This window comes from Microbispora sp. NPDC049125, assembly GCF_040802045.1.
Lineage (GTDB): Bacteria > Actinomycetota > Actinomycetes > Streptosporangiales > Streptosporangiaceae > Microbispora.
The window spans coordinates 127,321-141,952 of record NZ_JBEZDW010000005.1; the positions used below are offsets into that span (position 1 = coordinate 127,321).

11 protein-coding genes, 1 tRNA gene and 2 pseudogenes are annotated in these 14,632 nt (G+C 68.5%); 8 read left to right on the forward strand and 6 right to left on the reverse strand.

What is annotated here, in order from left to right; translation table 11 throughout:
* Positions 1 to 15: 15 nt before the first annotated feature.
* A complete protein-coding gene (locus AB0B72_RS08135) occupies positions 16 to 687 on the reverse strand; it encodes a response regulator (protein ID WP_367737815.1) in 672 nt (223 codons plus the stop codon).
* Positions 684 to 2,681: a sensor histidine kinase gene (locus AB0B72_RS08140; RefSeq protein WP_367737817.1), complete on the reverse strand. Its 1,998-nt coding sequence runs from the start codon at positions 2,679 to 2,681 to the stop codon at positions 684 to 686. The genes AB0B72_RS08135 and AB0B72_RS08140 overlap by 4 nt, the downstream gene beginning before the upstream one ends.
* A 65-nt stretch (positions 2,682 to 2,746) precedes the next feature.
* Between AB0B72_RS08140 and AB0B72_RS08145 the strand changes: the two genes are divergently transcribed.
* The gene (locus AB0B72_RS08145; RefSeq protein ID WP_367737819.1) at positions 2,747 to 2,971 is read left to right on the forward strand and encodes a TetR-like C-terminal domain-containing protein; all 225 of its coding nucleotides are present in this window, start codon (positions 2,747 to 2,749) and stop codon (positions 2,969 to 2,971) included.
* 108 nt (positions 2,972 to 3,079) lie between these two features.
* Here AB0B72_RS08145 and ltaE read toward each other — a convergent pair whose 3' ends face one another.
* On the reverse strand, positions 3,080 to 4,084 hold the full coding sequence (ltaE, locus tag AB0B72_RS08150; RefSeq protein ID WP_367737820.1) for a low-specificity L-threonine aldolase: 1,005 nt from the start codon (positions 4,082 to 4,084) through the stop codon (positions 3,080 to 3,082).
* Between the two features lie 122 nt (positions 4,085 to 4,206).
* Here ltaE and soxR point away from each other — a divergent pair.
* The 4 genes and pseudogenes from soxR to AB0B72_RS08170 all read left to right on the forward strand — a co-directional run bounded on the left by soxR (position 4,207) and on the right by AB0B72_RS08170 (position 9,124).
* Positions 4,207 to 4,689: pseudogene (gene soxR / locus AB0B72_RS08155) on the forward strand (redox-sensitive transcriptional activator SoxR).
* Positions 4,690 to 4,716: 27 nt separating this feature from the next.
* Positions 4,717 to 5,121 (forward strand): annotated as a pseudogene (locus AB0B72_RS08160) (response regulator transcription factor); the annotation flags it as partial.
* 381 nt (positions 5,122 to 5,502) lie between these two features.
* Positions 5,503 to 8,088: an AAA family ATPase gene (locus tag AB0B72_RS08165; RefSeq protein WP_367737822.1), complete on the forward strand. Its 2,586-nt coding sequence runs from the start codon at positions 5,503 to 5,505 to the stop codon at positions 8,086 to 8,088.
* 73 nt (positions 8,089 to 8,161) lie between these two features.
* Positions 8,162 to 9,124 (forward strand): carboxymuconolactone decarboxylase family protein, encoded by a 963-nt coding sequence (locus AB0B72_RS08170; RefSeq protein WP_367737825.1) that lies wholly within the window; start codon positions 8,162 to 8,164, stop codon positions 9,122 to 9,124.
* Positions 9,125 to 9,971: 847 nt separating this feature from the next.
* On the opposite strand, the gene AB0B72_RS08175 is transcribed toward AB0B72_RS08170, so the two are convergent.
* From AB0B72_RS08175 to AB0B72_RS08185, 3 genes are all read right to left on the reverse strand, one after another.
* The gene (locus AB0B72_RS08175) at positions 9,972 to 10,139 is read right to left on the reverse strand and encodes a hypothetical protein (RefSeq protein ID WP_367737827.1); all 168 of its coding nucleotides are present in this window, start codon (positions 10,137 to 10,139) and stop codon (positions 9,972 to 9,974) included.
* Between the two features lie 89 nt (positions 10,140 to 10,228).
* Positions 10,229 to 10,867 carry an HD domain-containing protein gene (locus AB0B72_RS08180; RefSeq protein ID WP_367737829.1) on the reverse strand — a complete coding sequence of 213 codons (639 nt, stop codon included), beginning with the start codon at positions 10,865 to 10,867 and terminating at the stop codon, positions 10,229 to 10,231.
* A 159-nt stretch (positions 10,868 to 11,026) separates the two neighbouring features.
* Entirely contained in the window at positions 11,027 to 12,055 is a 1,029-nt protein-coding gene (locus tag AB0B72_RS08185; protein WP_367737831.1) for a sulfite oxidase, read from the reverse strand.
* Positions 12,056 to 12,297: 242 nt separating this feature from the next.
* Here AB0B72_RS08185 and AB0B72_RS08190 point away from each other — a divergent pair, with 242 nt between their 5' ends.
* From AB0B72_RS08190 to AB0B72_RS08200, 3 genes are all read left to right on the forward strand, one after another.
* A complete protein-coding gene (locus AB0B72_RS08190; protein ID WP_367737832.1) occupies positions 12,298 to 12,642 on the forward strand; it encodes a YidH family protein in 345 nt (114 codons plus the stop codon).
* A 106-nt stretch (positions 12,643 to 12,748) separates the two neighbouring features.
* Positions 12,749 to 12,827 (forward strand) — tRNA-Phe (locus AB0B72_RS08195).
* A 457-nt stretch (positions 12,828 to 13,284) separates the two neighbouring features.
* Positions 13,285 to 14,508 carry an ROK family protein gene (locus tag AB0B72_RS08200; protein ID WP_367737835.1) on the forward strand — a complete coding sequence of 408 codons (1,224 nt, stop codon included), beginning with the start codon at positions 13,285 to 13,287 and terminating at the stop codon, positions 14,506 to 14,508.
* The last annotated feature ends 124 nt before the right edge of the window (positions 14,509 to 14,632 follow it).

A 14,632-nucleotide genomic window follows, 5' to 3' on the forward strand; every position in this document is an offset into this window, starting at 1 on the left:
GTGCGCGCGGTCCCGTCACGGTCCCTCTCGGCCCAGCCCCGCTTCCCGCGCGCGCACGATCGCCTCCGCGCGACCGGCCACCTGCAGCTTGTCGAAGATGGAGGTGATGTAGTTCTTCACCGTCTTGGGGCTGAGGCACAGCCGCCGTGCGATTTCCGCGTTGCTCCTCCCGGCGGCGAGCGCGTCGAGGACCTCGCGCTCGCGATCGCTCAGTTCTGGGAAGGCCCCTTGGGCACTCGGAGGCCCACCGCTGAGGAAAGATGAGATCCGCGCGGCAACGGCAGGTCCGAACAACGCCTCCCCGGCGGCGACGGCGCTCACCGCCCGTAGGAACTCGGCACCCTCGCACCCCTTCAGGACGTAGCCGCGCGCGCCGGCACGCAGTGCGGCGAAGACGAAGTTGTCGTCTTCGTTCATCGTGAGCACGAGTACGGCGGTGCGGGGATGGTCGCGCACTACCCGCCGGGTGGCCTCCAGACCGGAAAGCACGGGCATGGTCAGGTCCATCACCACCACATCGGGACCATGCTCGCCCACTGCCGCGAGCGCCGCTTGGCCGTCGCCGGCCTCCGCCACGACGCGGTGCCCCCCAACCTGCTCGAGCAGTTGCCGGAGCCCGTGCCGGAACAGCGGATGGTCGTCGGCCAAGACGACGCGCAGCGACGGGCCGGGCTCAGCATCGGTCATCGCGGCTCCAACGGAAGCCGTGCTGTCACCCGCGTGCCGCCGGCGGCACGCGCGTACCTGTCCAGGGTGCCGCCCAGTTCGGTGGCGCGCTCCCGCATGCTCTCGGTGCCCACACCAGGCACAGCGTCCGGCCGGAGACCGTTCCCATCGTCCTCCACGCAGACAGCGAGATCGCCGCCTCGGGCCGCGATATCCACAGTCACCCGCTGCGCGCCGGAATGCCTGACGGCGTTGGTCACCGCCTCCTGCACGATGCGGTAGGCGGCCACCTCCACGGCCGCCGACAGCGCGGGCAGAGGGGCGCAGCGGACGGACACCGCCGGACTGCCGGGCGAGATCCGCTCGGCCACGCGCTCGACCGCCGCCGGCAGGCCGAGATCGTCCAGCTCGGCCGGCCGCAGGTCGCTCACCACGCGCCGCATATCCGCGACCACATCCGCCGCGCTGCGGCGCACGTCTGCGAGCAGCTCGCCGGCCGCACAGACATCGCGCGCCAGCTGCGCCGCCGCGACGTCGAGTTGCAGGGTGATGGCGGCGAGGGCCGGTCCGAGCCCGTCGTGCAGGTCCCTGCGCAGCCGGCGACGCTCCTCCTCACGGGCGGCCACCAGCCGCTCCCTGGACCGACGGAGTTCGTCGGCGAGCCGATCCGAGCGCAGCGCCGGGCCGGCCGACCGCGCCAGGTCCTCGAGCAGCTCGCGGTCCCGGCGGCCGAAGGTCTCCCTGGGTGCACGCGGAGCCACGAGGAGCGCACCCTCCTCTTCGCCGTCGATGACGACGGGCAGTCGCAGCGTGGCCGGCGGCAGGGTGCCGGTGGCCGAGACCACCGTGCCGTTCCTGCTGATGAGGCTCGCGGCCGGAACCCGCATCGTCTCGCAGACGAGCTCGGTCACGCCGTCGAGCGCGCCACCCGGGCGCCGGGCCGCGGCCAGTCGACGTCCGAGGCCCGAGAGGACCGCGTACGGATCATCCCGGTCGCCGAACAGCACGCGCGAGACAGCACGTTGGACGACGGTACGCAGCGGGGCGAATGCCAGCGCCACTCCGACGGTGGCGACCGTCACCGGCACCGAGGGAAACCTATTGCGCAGCAAGCCCGTAGTGGCGAAGATCAGCGCCGCGTACACAGCGCCGAGCAGCATGGCGAGTACCAGGTACACCACCGAGCGGCGCAGCACCAACTCGATGTCGAACAGCCGGTACCGGAGCACCGAGACCGCCACGGATGCCGGTATCAGCGGCAGCACCACCGCCTGCACCAGCGGTCCGGCTGCCGATGCGCCGCCGAGCGCCTGCACCACCTTCACCGCCACGAGTGCGAGGACGACCACGACCATCGCGACGAGGATGGGCAGCAGGGCCCGGCGCCCGTCCCGGTCGGCGGTCATCCAGCGCCGGACGAACGAGGCAACGGCGACCACGGAGCAGGCGAGGTAGAGCAGGAACGCCGGTCCCACGGCCGCGTCGGCGCCTGGGACGCCCACCGGGTTGGTCAGCACCTCTCCGGGCCGGCCCTGCACGGTCGGCTGCGCCATCGCTATCAGCGTCGCCAGGCCGACCGCGCCCACCGACAGGAGCAGGACCGGGCGCCACCGCGGGCCGGGGGGGCGGCCATCCGGAACGACGAGGGGCAGCACCGCCGTCAGCGTGCCGAGCCCTGGGAACCACAGCCAGCTCTCCGCCCAGGCGGCCAAGGGGACACCGCGGAGCAGGAGCGCACCCGCGAGGACGTCCAGACCGTGGGCCGCGCCGACGCCAACCAGCAGCCACCCGACGGGGTTCCGGGGCCTGCGGGACGCCACCAGTCCTCCGATAGCCGGATAAATGAGCCCCTGAATCGAATCGACCAGCAGGTAGGGCGACGGATTGCCGCCGCCAAGGACTAGGCCGACAGTGACGGCGACAAGGCTGCCGACCCACGAACCCCCGGCGACCCACACCGCGGCCACTCGTCGCGGCGAGCCCTCCGCCTGCCGGGCCACGTCGAGACCGACCATGCCCGAATCATCGCCGGTCCTCCGGTCCCGTCACAAGGGGACCGCGGTCCCGGCCAGCTGCCGGGGTGAGGCGTTGTCGCCGCCGCCGCGTACGCAACCGGATGACACGGGCCTGGGCGGTCTACGACCGGGCGATCGAACGCGGCGAACTCCGCCCGGACAGCGACCTGTGGCTATTGACCGACCTATTCACCGGACTCGTGACCTACCGCGGCCTGCTCAGCCTCGACTTCCCCGACCCCGACGAGGTCGTCCGGTCCCTGCTGTACGGCTTCGCAACGACGGGCTAAGCGCCTGTCCAGAAGTCCTGCGCGTAACTACGCGTGAGATCGCGACGAATAGGGCGGCCAGCGAGGTACGGAAGGCCCGGCCTCGCACCGCGACATCCGCCGCGGCGCCTATTCGGCGAAATACTCCTTCACCGCTGACACGAACATATCGATGTCCGCGCGCTTGACGTCCATGTGCGTGACGAAGCGTGATGCGTACAGCATCTGTGTGAGAATGCCCCGCTCTTTGAGTGATGCTTCAAGCGGTGCGCAATGCTCTTGCGGAAACTGCGCGAACACCATGTTGGTCGCTTGTGATTGCACGTGGACCTCATCGATTCCCGCGAGCCTACGCGCGAGATGATCGGCGTTCTCGTGGTCTTCCGCGAGGCGATCGACGTTGTGTTCGAGGGCGTACAAGCATGCCGCCGCAAGCAGCCCAGACTGCCGCATACCGCCGCCCAGCATCTTGCGCCAGCGGCGCGCGCGCTCGACCAAGTCGGTGCTGCCGACCAGCACTGAACCGACAGGCGCCCCCAAACCCTTCGAGAAGCAGATCGAAACCGAATCGAACGGTGCGCAAAGCGCGGCGATCGATTGCCCCGTAGCGACGGCGGCATTGCATACGCGCGCGCCATCGAGGTGTGTCGCGAGACCGCGGCTCCTCGCCAGCGTGATCGCTTCGGCAACATACCCGGCTGGCAGTACCTTTCCGCCGATCGTATTTTCGAGTGCGAGCAAGCGCGTGCGTGCGAAGTGATCGTCGATGGGCTTGATCGCGGCGGCGATCTTGCCGATCGGAAGGGAACCGTCCGCGGCGTTTTCGATCGGCTGCGGCTGAATGCTGCCGAGCACAGCCGCGCCGCCGCCTTCGTTCCTGTACGTGTGCGCCAGTTGGCCGACGATGTATTCGTCGCCGCGGCCGCAATGCGCCATCAACGCGGCGAGGTTGCTCTGTGTGCCGCTCGGAAAGAACAGACCCGCTTCCTTGCCGGCGCGCTCGGCGACGGTCGCTTGGAGGCGCAGGACGGTGGGGTCGTCGCCCCAGACGTCGTCACCTACTTCGACCGACGCCATCGACTCCAGCATCGCCGGACTCGGACGAGTAACGGTATCGCTGCGCAAATCGATCATGTCAGTCCCTTCTTGTGAGTAGCGTCAAGGACCCGCAGCAACTCGAAGCGCTCAGTCGGCCAGCGGGCGGGATCACAGGAGTGTAAAGGGGCTCCCAAGCTGCCCGAAAACCACCTCTAACGCTGGATCTCCGGTAGGTCGCCCACCGCAGCGGCGTCGCGATCTCCGCGCTGCACTTCTACGAACGCCAGGGCCTCATCCGCAGTACCCGGACGTCCAGCAACCAGCGGCGATATAGCCGCGACACACTGCGCCGGGTCGTCTTCATCCGGGCATCCCAACACGTCGGCATCTCGCTCGCGGCGATCCGGGAGGCCTTGGATCAACTACCGAATGAGCGCACCCCGACCCCGGATGACTGGGCTCGCCTGTCCGCGAGCTGGCGAACCGAGCTCGACGCACGTATCGCGCACCTGCAGGCACTCCGCGACGACCTCACTCGGTGCATCGGATGCGGCTGCCTGTCGCTGTGGTCCTGCCATCTGACCAATCCACGTGACGTGCCGGGCCGCGAAGGCCCGGGTGCACGTCGCCTGCCACAAAGGCCCGCGAGCACGGCGCGGACGCCGATGACCGTGGCCAGGGCGAGGACGAGCGCGATCTGACCCCAGGGCAGGATGAGCCGGTAGGCGGGTGCGCACTGCGGCTTCCTCCTCAAGGACCGCTCTCCGGTCCTGCTCGCCGAGGCCGTTCGCGCGGCGGCGGGAAACTCCCTGATCTCTCCGTCGATCACGGTCCGCCTCCTGCAGCACATGAACCCGCCCGCACGCGTCACGACCGGCAGGGCCGGGCACACACCGGCGGCATCCGCGGGCGCCGGCCAGGGCGGGTTGATCGAACCGCTGACCGAGCGGGAGCTCGACGTCGTCCGCCTCGCCGCCCGCGGACGCACCAACGAGGAGCTCGCCACGGAGTTGCACGTCACGCTGTCCACCGTGAAGACTCACCTCGCCAACGTGCAGCGCAAACTCGCCGCCCGCAATCGCGTCGAGATCGCCGCCTGGGCCTGGGAGAACGGCATCTGCACCAGCCGTTAGCGCCGCCGACCGGCCCGGAGGCCCGCGGTCCACAGCGGCGCTACGGCGATCAGTTCAAACGCCCTGAGCCGATCACGGCCGGGGCGTTCTCGTTTGGCTTAGACGACAACGTCATGTGTTGCTGACGTCAGGTGGGCCGAACTGGAGGTCGGCCAGCACTGCTGCCATCGCCGCGTTCGGTTGCACCTTCAGCAGCGTAAGCACCCGATCATGGAGTGGCGGTGCTCGAGGTTGTAGTAGGTGAAAACGTCTCGCCCTATGCGCGCCAAGCACGAAGTGATGAGCCGGCGACAGGGGCTCACCCCCGCCGGCGCACGGCGTTCCAGGGTGTGGCGCGGGCGACGAGGCCGTGGGCGCGGATACGAGGCTTAGCATCATCTGATGGAGCTGTGGGAGCGTTCCGCGACGCTGGATCTCCTCGGCGATCTTCTGCGCGAGAGCGCCCGCGGCGGCCGCGTGGCGGTGGTGGCCGGCGAGGCGGGTATCGGCAAGTCCGTGCTAGTGACCGAATTCGCTCGGCGATGCGGGCCGGCGGCATGGGTTGTCTGGGGCGGCTGCGACCGGTTGATCACCCCGCGGGCGCTCGGCCCCCTGCACGACATCGGCCGACAGACCAGAGGCGTCCTGGCCGATCGGCTGAGTGCCGGCGCCGAGCAGGAGGAGATCTTCACTGCCTTCCTGGACGAGCTTGCCGGCCCGCCGCAACGACCGCGCCCGGTTGTCGTGGTGGAGGACGCCCACTGGGCCGATGAGGCCACACTTGACTGGCTGGTCTGGTCGGGCCGGCGGATCGGCCGGATGCCGGTCCTGTTCGTGCTGACCTACCGCGATGACGAGGTGGGCGTCGAGCACCCGCTGCGGGGGGCCCTGGCGGCCCTGCCCAGTGCCATCGTGCGGCGGGTGTCGCTGTCGCCCCTGTCGCCGGGGTGCGTGAGGGAGCAGGCGCACCGGGCCGGGCGGGATCCGGAGCTGGTCTACCGGTTGACCGGCGGCAACCCGTTGCTGGTGACTGAGCTGTTCAAGGCCGAGGGCCGGGCGGTGCCCGCCACCGTGCAGGACCTCGTCCTGGACCGGCTGCGCGCACTGCCGCGGCCCGCCCGGGAACTGGCGCAACTGGTGGCTGTGGTCCCGACTCGTGCGGAAGCCGCCATCGTGGCGGAAGCGCCGGACCTGGTCGACATGTGTTGCGACGCCGGAGTGCTCATGCCGTCTGGTGACGGCGTGTCGTACCGTCACGAGCTGCTGCGCAGCGCAGTGGAGGACTCGATGTCGCCTGCTCGGCGCGCCGCCCTGCACCGGCGGATCTTAGGCCTGCTGGCGGGGGTCGCCGGGGTTGACCCTGGCCGCCTGGTCCACCACGCGCTGCACGCGGGAGACGATGCCGCAGTCCTGCGTTACGGGCAGTTGGCGGGTGCCGCCGCGGCCCGCCAGGGGGCGCACCGGGAGGCGACGGCGCATTACCGGGCCGCGGCCGTACACGCCGACCGCCTGCCGGCCCCGCAGCGGGCCGAGTTGCTGGAGGCGTACGCGTTCCAGGCGTACCTGGCTGGGCTGGCCGAGGAGGGACTACGGGCTCGGCGGGCGGCGCTGCCCGTACGGGAGGGTCTGGGGCAGCCCGAACAGATCGGGGAGAACTTGCGCTGGATCTCCCGGCTGGCGTGGTGGGCGGGGGACGCGGGGATGGCCCGGGAGGCGGCGGCCCGGGCGGTGACGGTGCTTGAGGCGGGGCTGCCGAATCGACAACTGGCCATGGCCTACAGCAACCGGTCGCAGTTGCACATGCTGGCGGGCGAGCGGGAGCCGGCGGTCACGTGGGGGGAGCGAGCGCGGACCCTGGCCGACCGGCTGAGGGATTCGGAGACCTCCCTTCACGCTGCGATCAACGTGAGCAGCGCCCGGCTGACGGACGGTGACGACGGTGCGGCAGCGGGGCTGCTGGAGGCGCACGAGCGGGCCTCATCCCTCGGGCTGGCCGATCACGCCGCCCGAGCGCTGGTCAACCTGGCCACCTCGCTGATCCAGTTGGCCGAGTACGAAGCGGCCGTACCGGCCGTCGAGCGGGCGCTGGCCTATGTCACCCAGCACAACCTCGACGGCTACGTCCAGTACCTGCTCGGGGTGAGGGCAGGGGTGCGGTTGGTCCGCTGTGACTGGACCGGCGCGCTGGCCGACGCGGACGCGGCGCTGGATCGGCCGGTCAGCGCCGGGGTCGCCGTGGTTCCCGCGCTGGTGGCGCGAGGCCGGATCCAGGCGGCTCGCGGTGATTCCGAGGCGCTGGTCACGCTGGACGAGGCCGCCCGTCAGGCCGAACGCACCGGTGAGGTGCAGCGGGTCTGCCCGGTGGCGGCGGCCCGCTCTGAGTGTTTCCTCTGGTACGGCGATACCGAGCGTGCCGCCCAGGAGGCTCGGCGCGGCTTGGATCTGGCGATGACGGTAGGCCACCCGGTTTACGTAGGGGAGTTGGCTTACCGGCTGTGGCGGGCCGGAGGGACCGGGATCCCGGGTGCGGTGGCGCGGCCGTACCAGATGATGATCAACGACGACTGGGCGGGCGCGGCTGCGGAGTGGGCCCGGCGCGGCGCCGAATACGCGCGTGTCGAGGCGCTGGCGGGCGGCGACCGGGGCGCGGCGGTCGAGGCGCTGCGGGTCCTGGACGGGCTGGGGGCCACGCGGGCGGCGCAGAGCCTGCGCGCCGAGCTGGGAAGGCGCGGATTCACCCGGGTGCCGCGCGGTCCCCGCCGGGCGACGACGGCCAACGCCGCGGGCCTGACGCCGCGCCAGGCGGAGGTGCTCGCGTTACTGGCCGAAGGACTGTCCGACGCCGAGATAGCCGGGCGCCTGTCGTTGTCGGTCAAGACCGTCGGCCACCACATCTCCGCGGTGCTCGGCAAGCTCGGTGTGGCCAGCCGAGGCCAGGCGACCGCTGCGGCGCACCGGCTCAACCTGGTTCGGGACACCGCAAATTAGGGAGTTCTCCCCAATCGCGGCCCGTTGCGGAGGTCCTACGTTCTGTGCGGAGGCGCCGTCGTAAGGGGAGATCATGACCTATCTCAGCACGCCCATCGAATCACCCCTCTATCAAGCCGAGCGAGCCGCCCTGGGATACGTGCCCAACTACCTCAGGGTGCTGGCACTGGGGCCCGAGGTCTATGACGCCTGGAGGCAGTTGGGGGAGGCGGTCAAGGCCGGCATGGACCCGCGTCGCTACGAGCTGGTCACCCTGACCGCTGCCCGCCGTCTGGGTTCCGCGTACTGCGGTCTCGCGCACGCGGCCGTGCTGCGTGAGCGGTTCTACGACGACGCGGCGCTGCTCGCGATCCTGGCCGACCGCCATGATGCGGGGCTGGCTCCGGTGGACGTGGCCGTCATGGATTTCGCCGAACACGTCGCCGCCGATCCGGTGACGGTCGCTGAGGCGGACATCGAGACCCTGCGCGGGCATGGGCTGGTCGATGGCGACATTTTCCAGATCGTGCTCGCCGTCTGCCTGCGCCGTTTCTTCAGCGGCATCCTTTCCGCCGTCGGTGCCGTACCTGATCCGGTCTTCGACGAGCTGCACCCCGGCATCCGGGCGGCCCTCGGAACAACCGGCGTCGAGGCCGTTCAGGAACTATTCACTACAGACAAGGAGAAATCCATGGTCGGGAAAGCCGTTGTCAGCCTGACCACCGGGCTCGAGGACCCTGAGCGGGTCACAGTGGCGTTTCTGGTCGCAGTGGGCGCGGCCGAGCAGGGTCGTCCCACGCTCATGTTCCTCACCAAGGAAGCCGCCCGGCTGGCGCTCGACGGCGTTGCCACCGCCATCGCGTGTGACGGCTGCCCTCAACTGGCCGACCTCGTGGCCCGGTACGCCAAGGCAGGCGGACGCTACCTGGTCTGCCCCATCTGCTTCCACGCACGCGTGCTCGACAGGGAACGACTCATCGAGGGCGCGGAGCTGGGCGGCACCGTCCCCATGTGGCAGTGGATCGGGGACGAGGGCGCGACCACCTTCAGTTACTGATGTCCCCCGAGGGCACCGAAGAATGGGACGTACCACCATGCCGATAATGGACGCGTCCGCCGCGTTCGACGATTTGCCAGGCGTGCGCGCACAGGTCGTTCCCCAGTGAATCGACGGCAACCCTGGCGGCAACGTCCCCTGTCAGAGTCACACGCTGGGCACCATCAGGCACCACCCATCCCCAGGTCCTCGATGGGCAGCAGGGCGATCGCCGTGCCCGTGGTCACGATGTCGCCTGAGCGACCCGGAAGCCGGGCTCTTCTGGCTCGCGAGTCTCCCCGTCCGGGCCTTCCGTTCCGGTCTCTTGCGAGCCTCATCCACCAGCCCCTCCATCCGACCGCGCCCTGAGACGTGCACGTGTCGCGAGGAGGCATAGCGGGCTAGGGTGACTCTCCCGGTGCTCAGTGGGTGCTTGCTCCGCACCCCCCGATGAACCGGTCGGTGAACAGTGGCTGGCTCACAACGTCCGGAGGCATAGCGTGTTCGACGACGCCCGTCTCCAGGTCAACCCTGCCGTCTCGCAGGGGACCGGCGTCCTTGTTGGTCTTCTGCATCAACCGGAGTCGCACGCCAGGCGCCTGTCTGCCGACCTCGGCCACCAACGCGGGTCCGAACCTCTCCACGGCACATGCCCAGACCACCATCAGAGTCTGGGTCACCACGACGGCTGCGGAGCGATGGCCAGCGCTCCGGCAGCGCCAGTGCGACCAGGGATGCACGCTCACTCGCTGGCCGGGCGCGACCCTGCCGCTCGCAAACGGTGAGACCTGTACGGCGCGCGGGGCCAAGGCGGGTCAGTGGCGTGCGGCCCACACCAGCCCGGCCAGAGCCGCCACCATCCATCCGGTTAGGTAGGTGAACGCCGCGGCGCGCCGAGCACGCCGACCACGTACACGGCGAAGACCACCGTCAAGGTCGTGATCGAAAAGCCCCAACGCTCCCGGTGCAACGAGTAGAGCGGTGACGGTGCGCTCGCCGTGGCCATCATCGCCAAGCTCGCAAGTGTCAGCACCATGAATGCGGCACCTCGTCCAGTTGCCGACGAGGAGCGCCCTGTCTCACCACGTTGCTCCTTGTGGGGTTTTGATCACTTCGATGTTCTGATCAGCTCGGCCAGGCCGAACGCATGACGCGCTCGACCATGCTGACGTGACGAAAACCGGGAATGAAGTGCGCCAATACGTCCGCACTTATGGTGCCGTAGGTGGTGTCCGGGCGGTCTCTGGTTCCCTCGAGAAGGGCCTGCAGGAACCCGTTCTTGAAGTCGCCGCGCGGATGAACAGCGGTGATCTCGTCCACCAGGCCACGATCCAGCTTGTCCAAGCCCACGCCCTGCACGTCGGTCAGCACGCCGTGGTGCGTGGCGGCGATCTCCGGGCCCATCCGGCCGGGAATCCTCGGCGTGCTGTGCAGCGCGATCGCTTCCCAGACCACGTCGGCGGCCGTGGCCGGAAAACCACGGTCGAGCAGGAACTTGCGTGCGTGGTCGGCGCCATCGAGCTCGAAGCGCTGCTCCACGTCGGAGAAGGGCGTCAGCAGGCCGAGGTCGTGGAAAATGGCAGACAGGTAGAGCAGCTCCGGGTCCGGCCGCAGACCGACCTCGCGAGCGTGAAGCGCGGCGAAGAAGAAGGTGCGCCGGGAGTGATGGAAGATGAGGGGGCTGGTCATCCCCCGGATGTGGCGGGTGGCTTCGGCGACCGCCGCCGTCTCGGGAACCTCCACCCCTGCGATAATTTCGGTCATGAGCTGTGCCCTTCTGGTCTCGGCGTTGCGAGTGGGCGGTGCGTCCATCTGCATCAAAAGGTTGTGGGTTCGAGTCCTCTCGGCCGCGCACATGTGAAAGGCCCCCAACGAGGGGGAACCTGGAGTTCGCCCGCCTGTTCGCCAAGCCCTGATACGGCCTCAGGTCATGGATTCGACTCGGACGGGGTGGGACAGCACCGGGTGATAGCAGTAGCCCAGGTCATTCCATGGGACGGTGTCGGGCTGGGTATGGCCCTGGTCGTCGGTGGCGCGTACCCGGATGGTGTGATCGCCGGGTTCGGGATCCCAGCTGAACTGCCAGCGTACCCACGCGCCCGGTATCTCCGGCGGAGCCAGGGACGCCTCCTGCCAGGGACCCTCGTCAATGCGGTATTCGACCGCCGTGACCTGGTTCTCTCCCGCGAACGCACGCCCCCGGACGACTTGCGGTACCGGCTGCAGCCGTGCCGGCCAGGACAGTTCCACCAGGCTCGCCACCGGTATGCCGGTGATCGGCATACCGAGTGAGGGCGCCTGCGGAGGGTAGTCCGGACCGATCAGTACGTAGTCCTCGGTGTTCCACGGAACGTGCAGCGGATGTTCGGAGACTTCGATCCGGCCCACCCACTTGATGCTGGCGGCACCGAGCCATCCGGACACCACGACCCGAGCCGGGTACCCGTGATCGAGCGGCAGCGTCTCGCCGTTCATGGTCAGCGCGAGCAGGGTGTCGTCGGCAAGCGCCTTGGCCAGCGGCATGGGCCGGCGGGCCCGGATCTCGTCGAGCGCTTCCGGCATGACCTCGCGGGCTCCAGGAGTGATCCCCGCCGGTTCGAGCAGGTCGCGCAACCGGACGCCGGTCCATTCAGCAGTGCCGATAGCGCCGCGGCCCCACTGGGTTCCTTCGAATGTGCGTTCGTACGCCTCGCCGAACAGCACACGGCGGTTACCGGCGCACTCGATCGTCCGGACCATGGAGACCAGCGAGAAGTGATCCCACAAATCGGCGTAGGTATAGGTGATCGGCTCGCGTACCCCACTTCCTTCGATCCGCAGCGACCATCTCGCCCCGTCCAGATGGGGAGTCGGTGCGTGGCTACGAAGGAAGAAGCGATCGATCGGGGTGATGTAGCCAGGCGTGCGGTCCGGCCGAATCCCGTAGTCCAGACCGGTCCCGGCGTCCTCCATGAGCTCGGGGGGAGTCGGCTTGACGACTTTTCGTTCTCTGACCCCCTCAGGTGAGGGATGATCAGGCTCGCTTCCGCGTAGGGGACCACCCAAGGTGCATCGCCTCCCACGACTGGTTTGAGCCTCTTCCCGAGGCCCCCACCTGGCATAACCTCTCGTATCATCGTGCCATAGCGGATTACGGCTTACCCTGAACGGGTCGCCAAGATGGCCCAATCGGTCGGGATGGGAGTGCCTAATCGGTGAACGAGTCGTCCATCGCCGTCGGCGATCTCCGGGTTCGCGAGCACCTGGCCAACGAGCGCACTTACCTCGCCTGGCTGCGGACGAGCTTGGCCATGATGGCCTTCGGTCTAGGAGCGGCGAAGTTCGGCTCACACAACGAGGTCTACGCATTTGCCGCAGGCGGCGTGCTCGTATGTGCGGCACTCGCCGGCTTTGGCTACGCCACCGTCCGTTACCGTGCGTTGAACCAGGAAATCACGCGGGGCCGCGTCGTCATCGGAGCCAGCGCTCATGGCCCAATCGCCGCGGCCATGGTCCTCGTGCTCGCAGCCTTAATCGCATTGGTACTGCTCGTTCGCTGATACATCATCCAGCACTGTCTGCGACAGTCCGTTTCGACGGCGTGGATGACGGCAACGTCCACCACCGCAGCCACACATAGGGCACCGTCGGCACCCCTCCACTCACAGCTCCCAGCGGGTGAGCAGGGCGATTGCCACGCCTGAAAAGCGGAAGGTCGGCAGTTCGACCCTGCCCCTGACCACCACCCCTGAACAGCCCAAACGCTCCGAGCCGATCACGGCCGGGGCGTTCTTGTTGGGCTTTGACGACAACGCTGACGACAACGTCCTCGCATCTTTGGCCTAACGGCAAACGACCGCCATCGCCCCAGGCAGAGCCCAGCAGACCGACTCCTCCAGGTCAAGCCCGGCCGTACAGGTAGGGCACCCAGCGCGCGAGGAAGGTCACCGGAAACATGGAACACGCGAGGCCAGGCTTGACCCTCCGTCGCCGGCCCGCTCCGCTACGCGGTGGGACGACAGCAGACGAGAGATCAGAACAAGGCGGATCGTGCGGGTCCGCACGGGATGGGACATGCGTGCCACAATCCCCGCCATGTACTCGGTGAGTAACAACGACTTAGCTGGCCTGTTCTTCGGCACCCTCACGCTGGTCACGCCGAGACAGTGGAGATCGATTAGGAGGGCCGGGAGACTCGGGTCATGAAAATTACGAAACCCGGGGCACCTAACGAGGAGATTCGCCGGAAGAACCTTGGAGCGTTACTGCGCTACGTCCACCTGAACGGGCCGACTTCGCGCGCCGTGCTGGCGGAGAAACTGGGGCTGAACCGCAGCACGATTATGGGGCTGACCGCCGAGCTCGCCGCTCTGGGGGTGGTCAAGGAGGAGCTTCCTGACGATACCCACAGGGCGGGTCGGCCGTCGCTAGTGGTCGGCCCGGAGACTGATCGCGTATTCGTGCTCGCCTTCGACGTCGCGGTGGACCGGCTGCTGGCCGCGCGGGTGGGCCTGGGCGGCGTCATACTCGATCGGCGTGAGGCCGTCCGCCAGCGCAAGTACCCCGACCTGGACGATGTGGTCGGTACCCTCGCCGAATTCGCTAGGCAGTTGCTCCGTGACGTTCCTCGCGATTCCGTATGCGTCGGCGTTGGCGCGTCATTCTGCGGCATGATCCAGCCAGCGGACGGCGTCGTGCGATTTGGGCCCAACACCGGCTGGGTGGATCAGGCGTTCGGGCCTGAACTGGAGCGCCGCTTGGCTCTGGGCTTGCCAGTCCGCGTCGGAAACGAAGCCCACCTAGGAGCAGTCGCGGAGAACCAGAGAGGGGCTGGGATCGGGTTTCGGAACCTCATCTATCTGCACGGCGATGTCGGTGTGGGCGGCGGCGTCATCGTCGACGGTAAACGCCTGGACGGCAATGACGGTTACGCTGCCGAGGCCGGGCACATGATTGTGAATCCGTATGACGGCCGGCCGTGCGGGTGCGGTTCGCGCGGGTGCCTGGAGGCGGAGGTCGGGGAGGACGCGTTACTCAGCGCGGCCAACTGGCCCCCCGGGCTGACCGGCCGCGACGCGGTGGCGTCCGTGGTGCATGCCGCCGAGCGGGGCGACGAGTCCGCCAGAGCGGCGCTCAACCACGTTGGGGATTGGCTAGGTTTCGGGGTGGCCAACCTGATCAACCTGTTCAACCCAGGTGTCGTGGTCTTCGGCGGGATGCTGCGCGATGTCTACCGAGGGTCCGCGGCGCAGGTGCGGAATCGTATCGTCGCCAACGTGCTGCCGGTTTCGCGTGAACGAGTGAAGCTGCGGATCGCGGCTCTTGGGGATGACACCACCCTGGTCGGTGGCGCGGAGTTGGGGTTCGCCGAGTTGTTGGACAACCCCGCCGAGGTCTTCACGCGCGGATATCGCCATCGGGTTTAGCTCTTTTTGAGTGACTGAACAGGATGGCAATAAACCTTGACCGCAGGATAACCCAGCAATTCTTAGAATGCATGGTTTTCACTGTTACCCAAGCAGATGACACTACTGTCCACCGTTGCACCCA

Bases quoted from the DNA above. Each gene is read 5' to 3' on its own strand.
- AB0B72_RS08135 (WP_367737815.1), bottom strand. From the start codon at position 687: ATGACCGATGCTGAGCCCGGCCCGTCGCTGCGCGTCGTCTTGGCCGAC.
- AB0B72_RS08140 (WP_367737817.1), bottom strand. From the start codon at position 2,681: ATGGTCGGTCTCGACGTGGCCCGGCAGGCGGAGGGCTCGCCGCGACGA.
- ltaE (WP_367737820.1), bottom strand. From the start codon at position 4,084: ATGATCGATTTGCGCAGCGATACCGTTACTCGTCCGAGTCCGGCGATG.
- AB0B72_RS08165 (WP_367737822.1), top strand. From the start codon at position 5,503: ATGGAGCTGTGGGAGCGTTCCGCGACGCTGGATCTCCTCGGCGATCTT.
- AB0B72_RS08170 (WP_367737825.1), top strand. From the start codon at position 8,162: ATGACCTATCTCAGCACGCCCATCGAATCACCCCTCTATCAAGCCGAG.
- AB0B72_RS08175 (WP_367737827.1), bottom strand. From the start codon at position 10,139: ATGGTGCTGACACTTGCGAGCTTGGCGATGATGGCCACGGCGAGCGCA.
- AB0B72_RS08180 (WP_367737829.1), bottom strand. From the start codon at position 10,867: ATGACCGAAATTATCGCAGGGGTGGAGGTTCCCGAGACGGCGGCGGTC.
- AB0B72_RS08185 (WP_367737831.1), bottom strand. From the start codon at position 12,055: ATGGAGGACGCCGGGACCGGTCTGGACTACGGGATTCGGCCGGACCGC.
- AB0B72_RS08200 (WP_367737835.1), top strand. From the start codon at position 13,285: ATGAAAATTACGAAACCCGGGGCACCTAACGAGGAGATTCGCCGGAAG.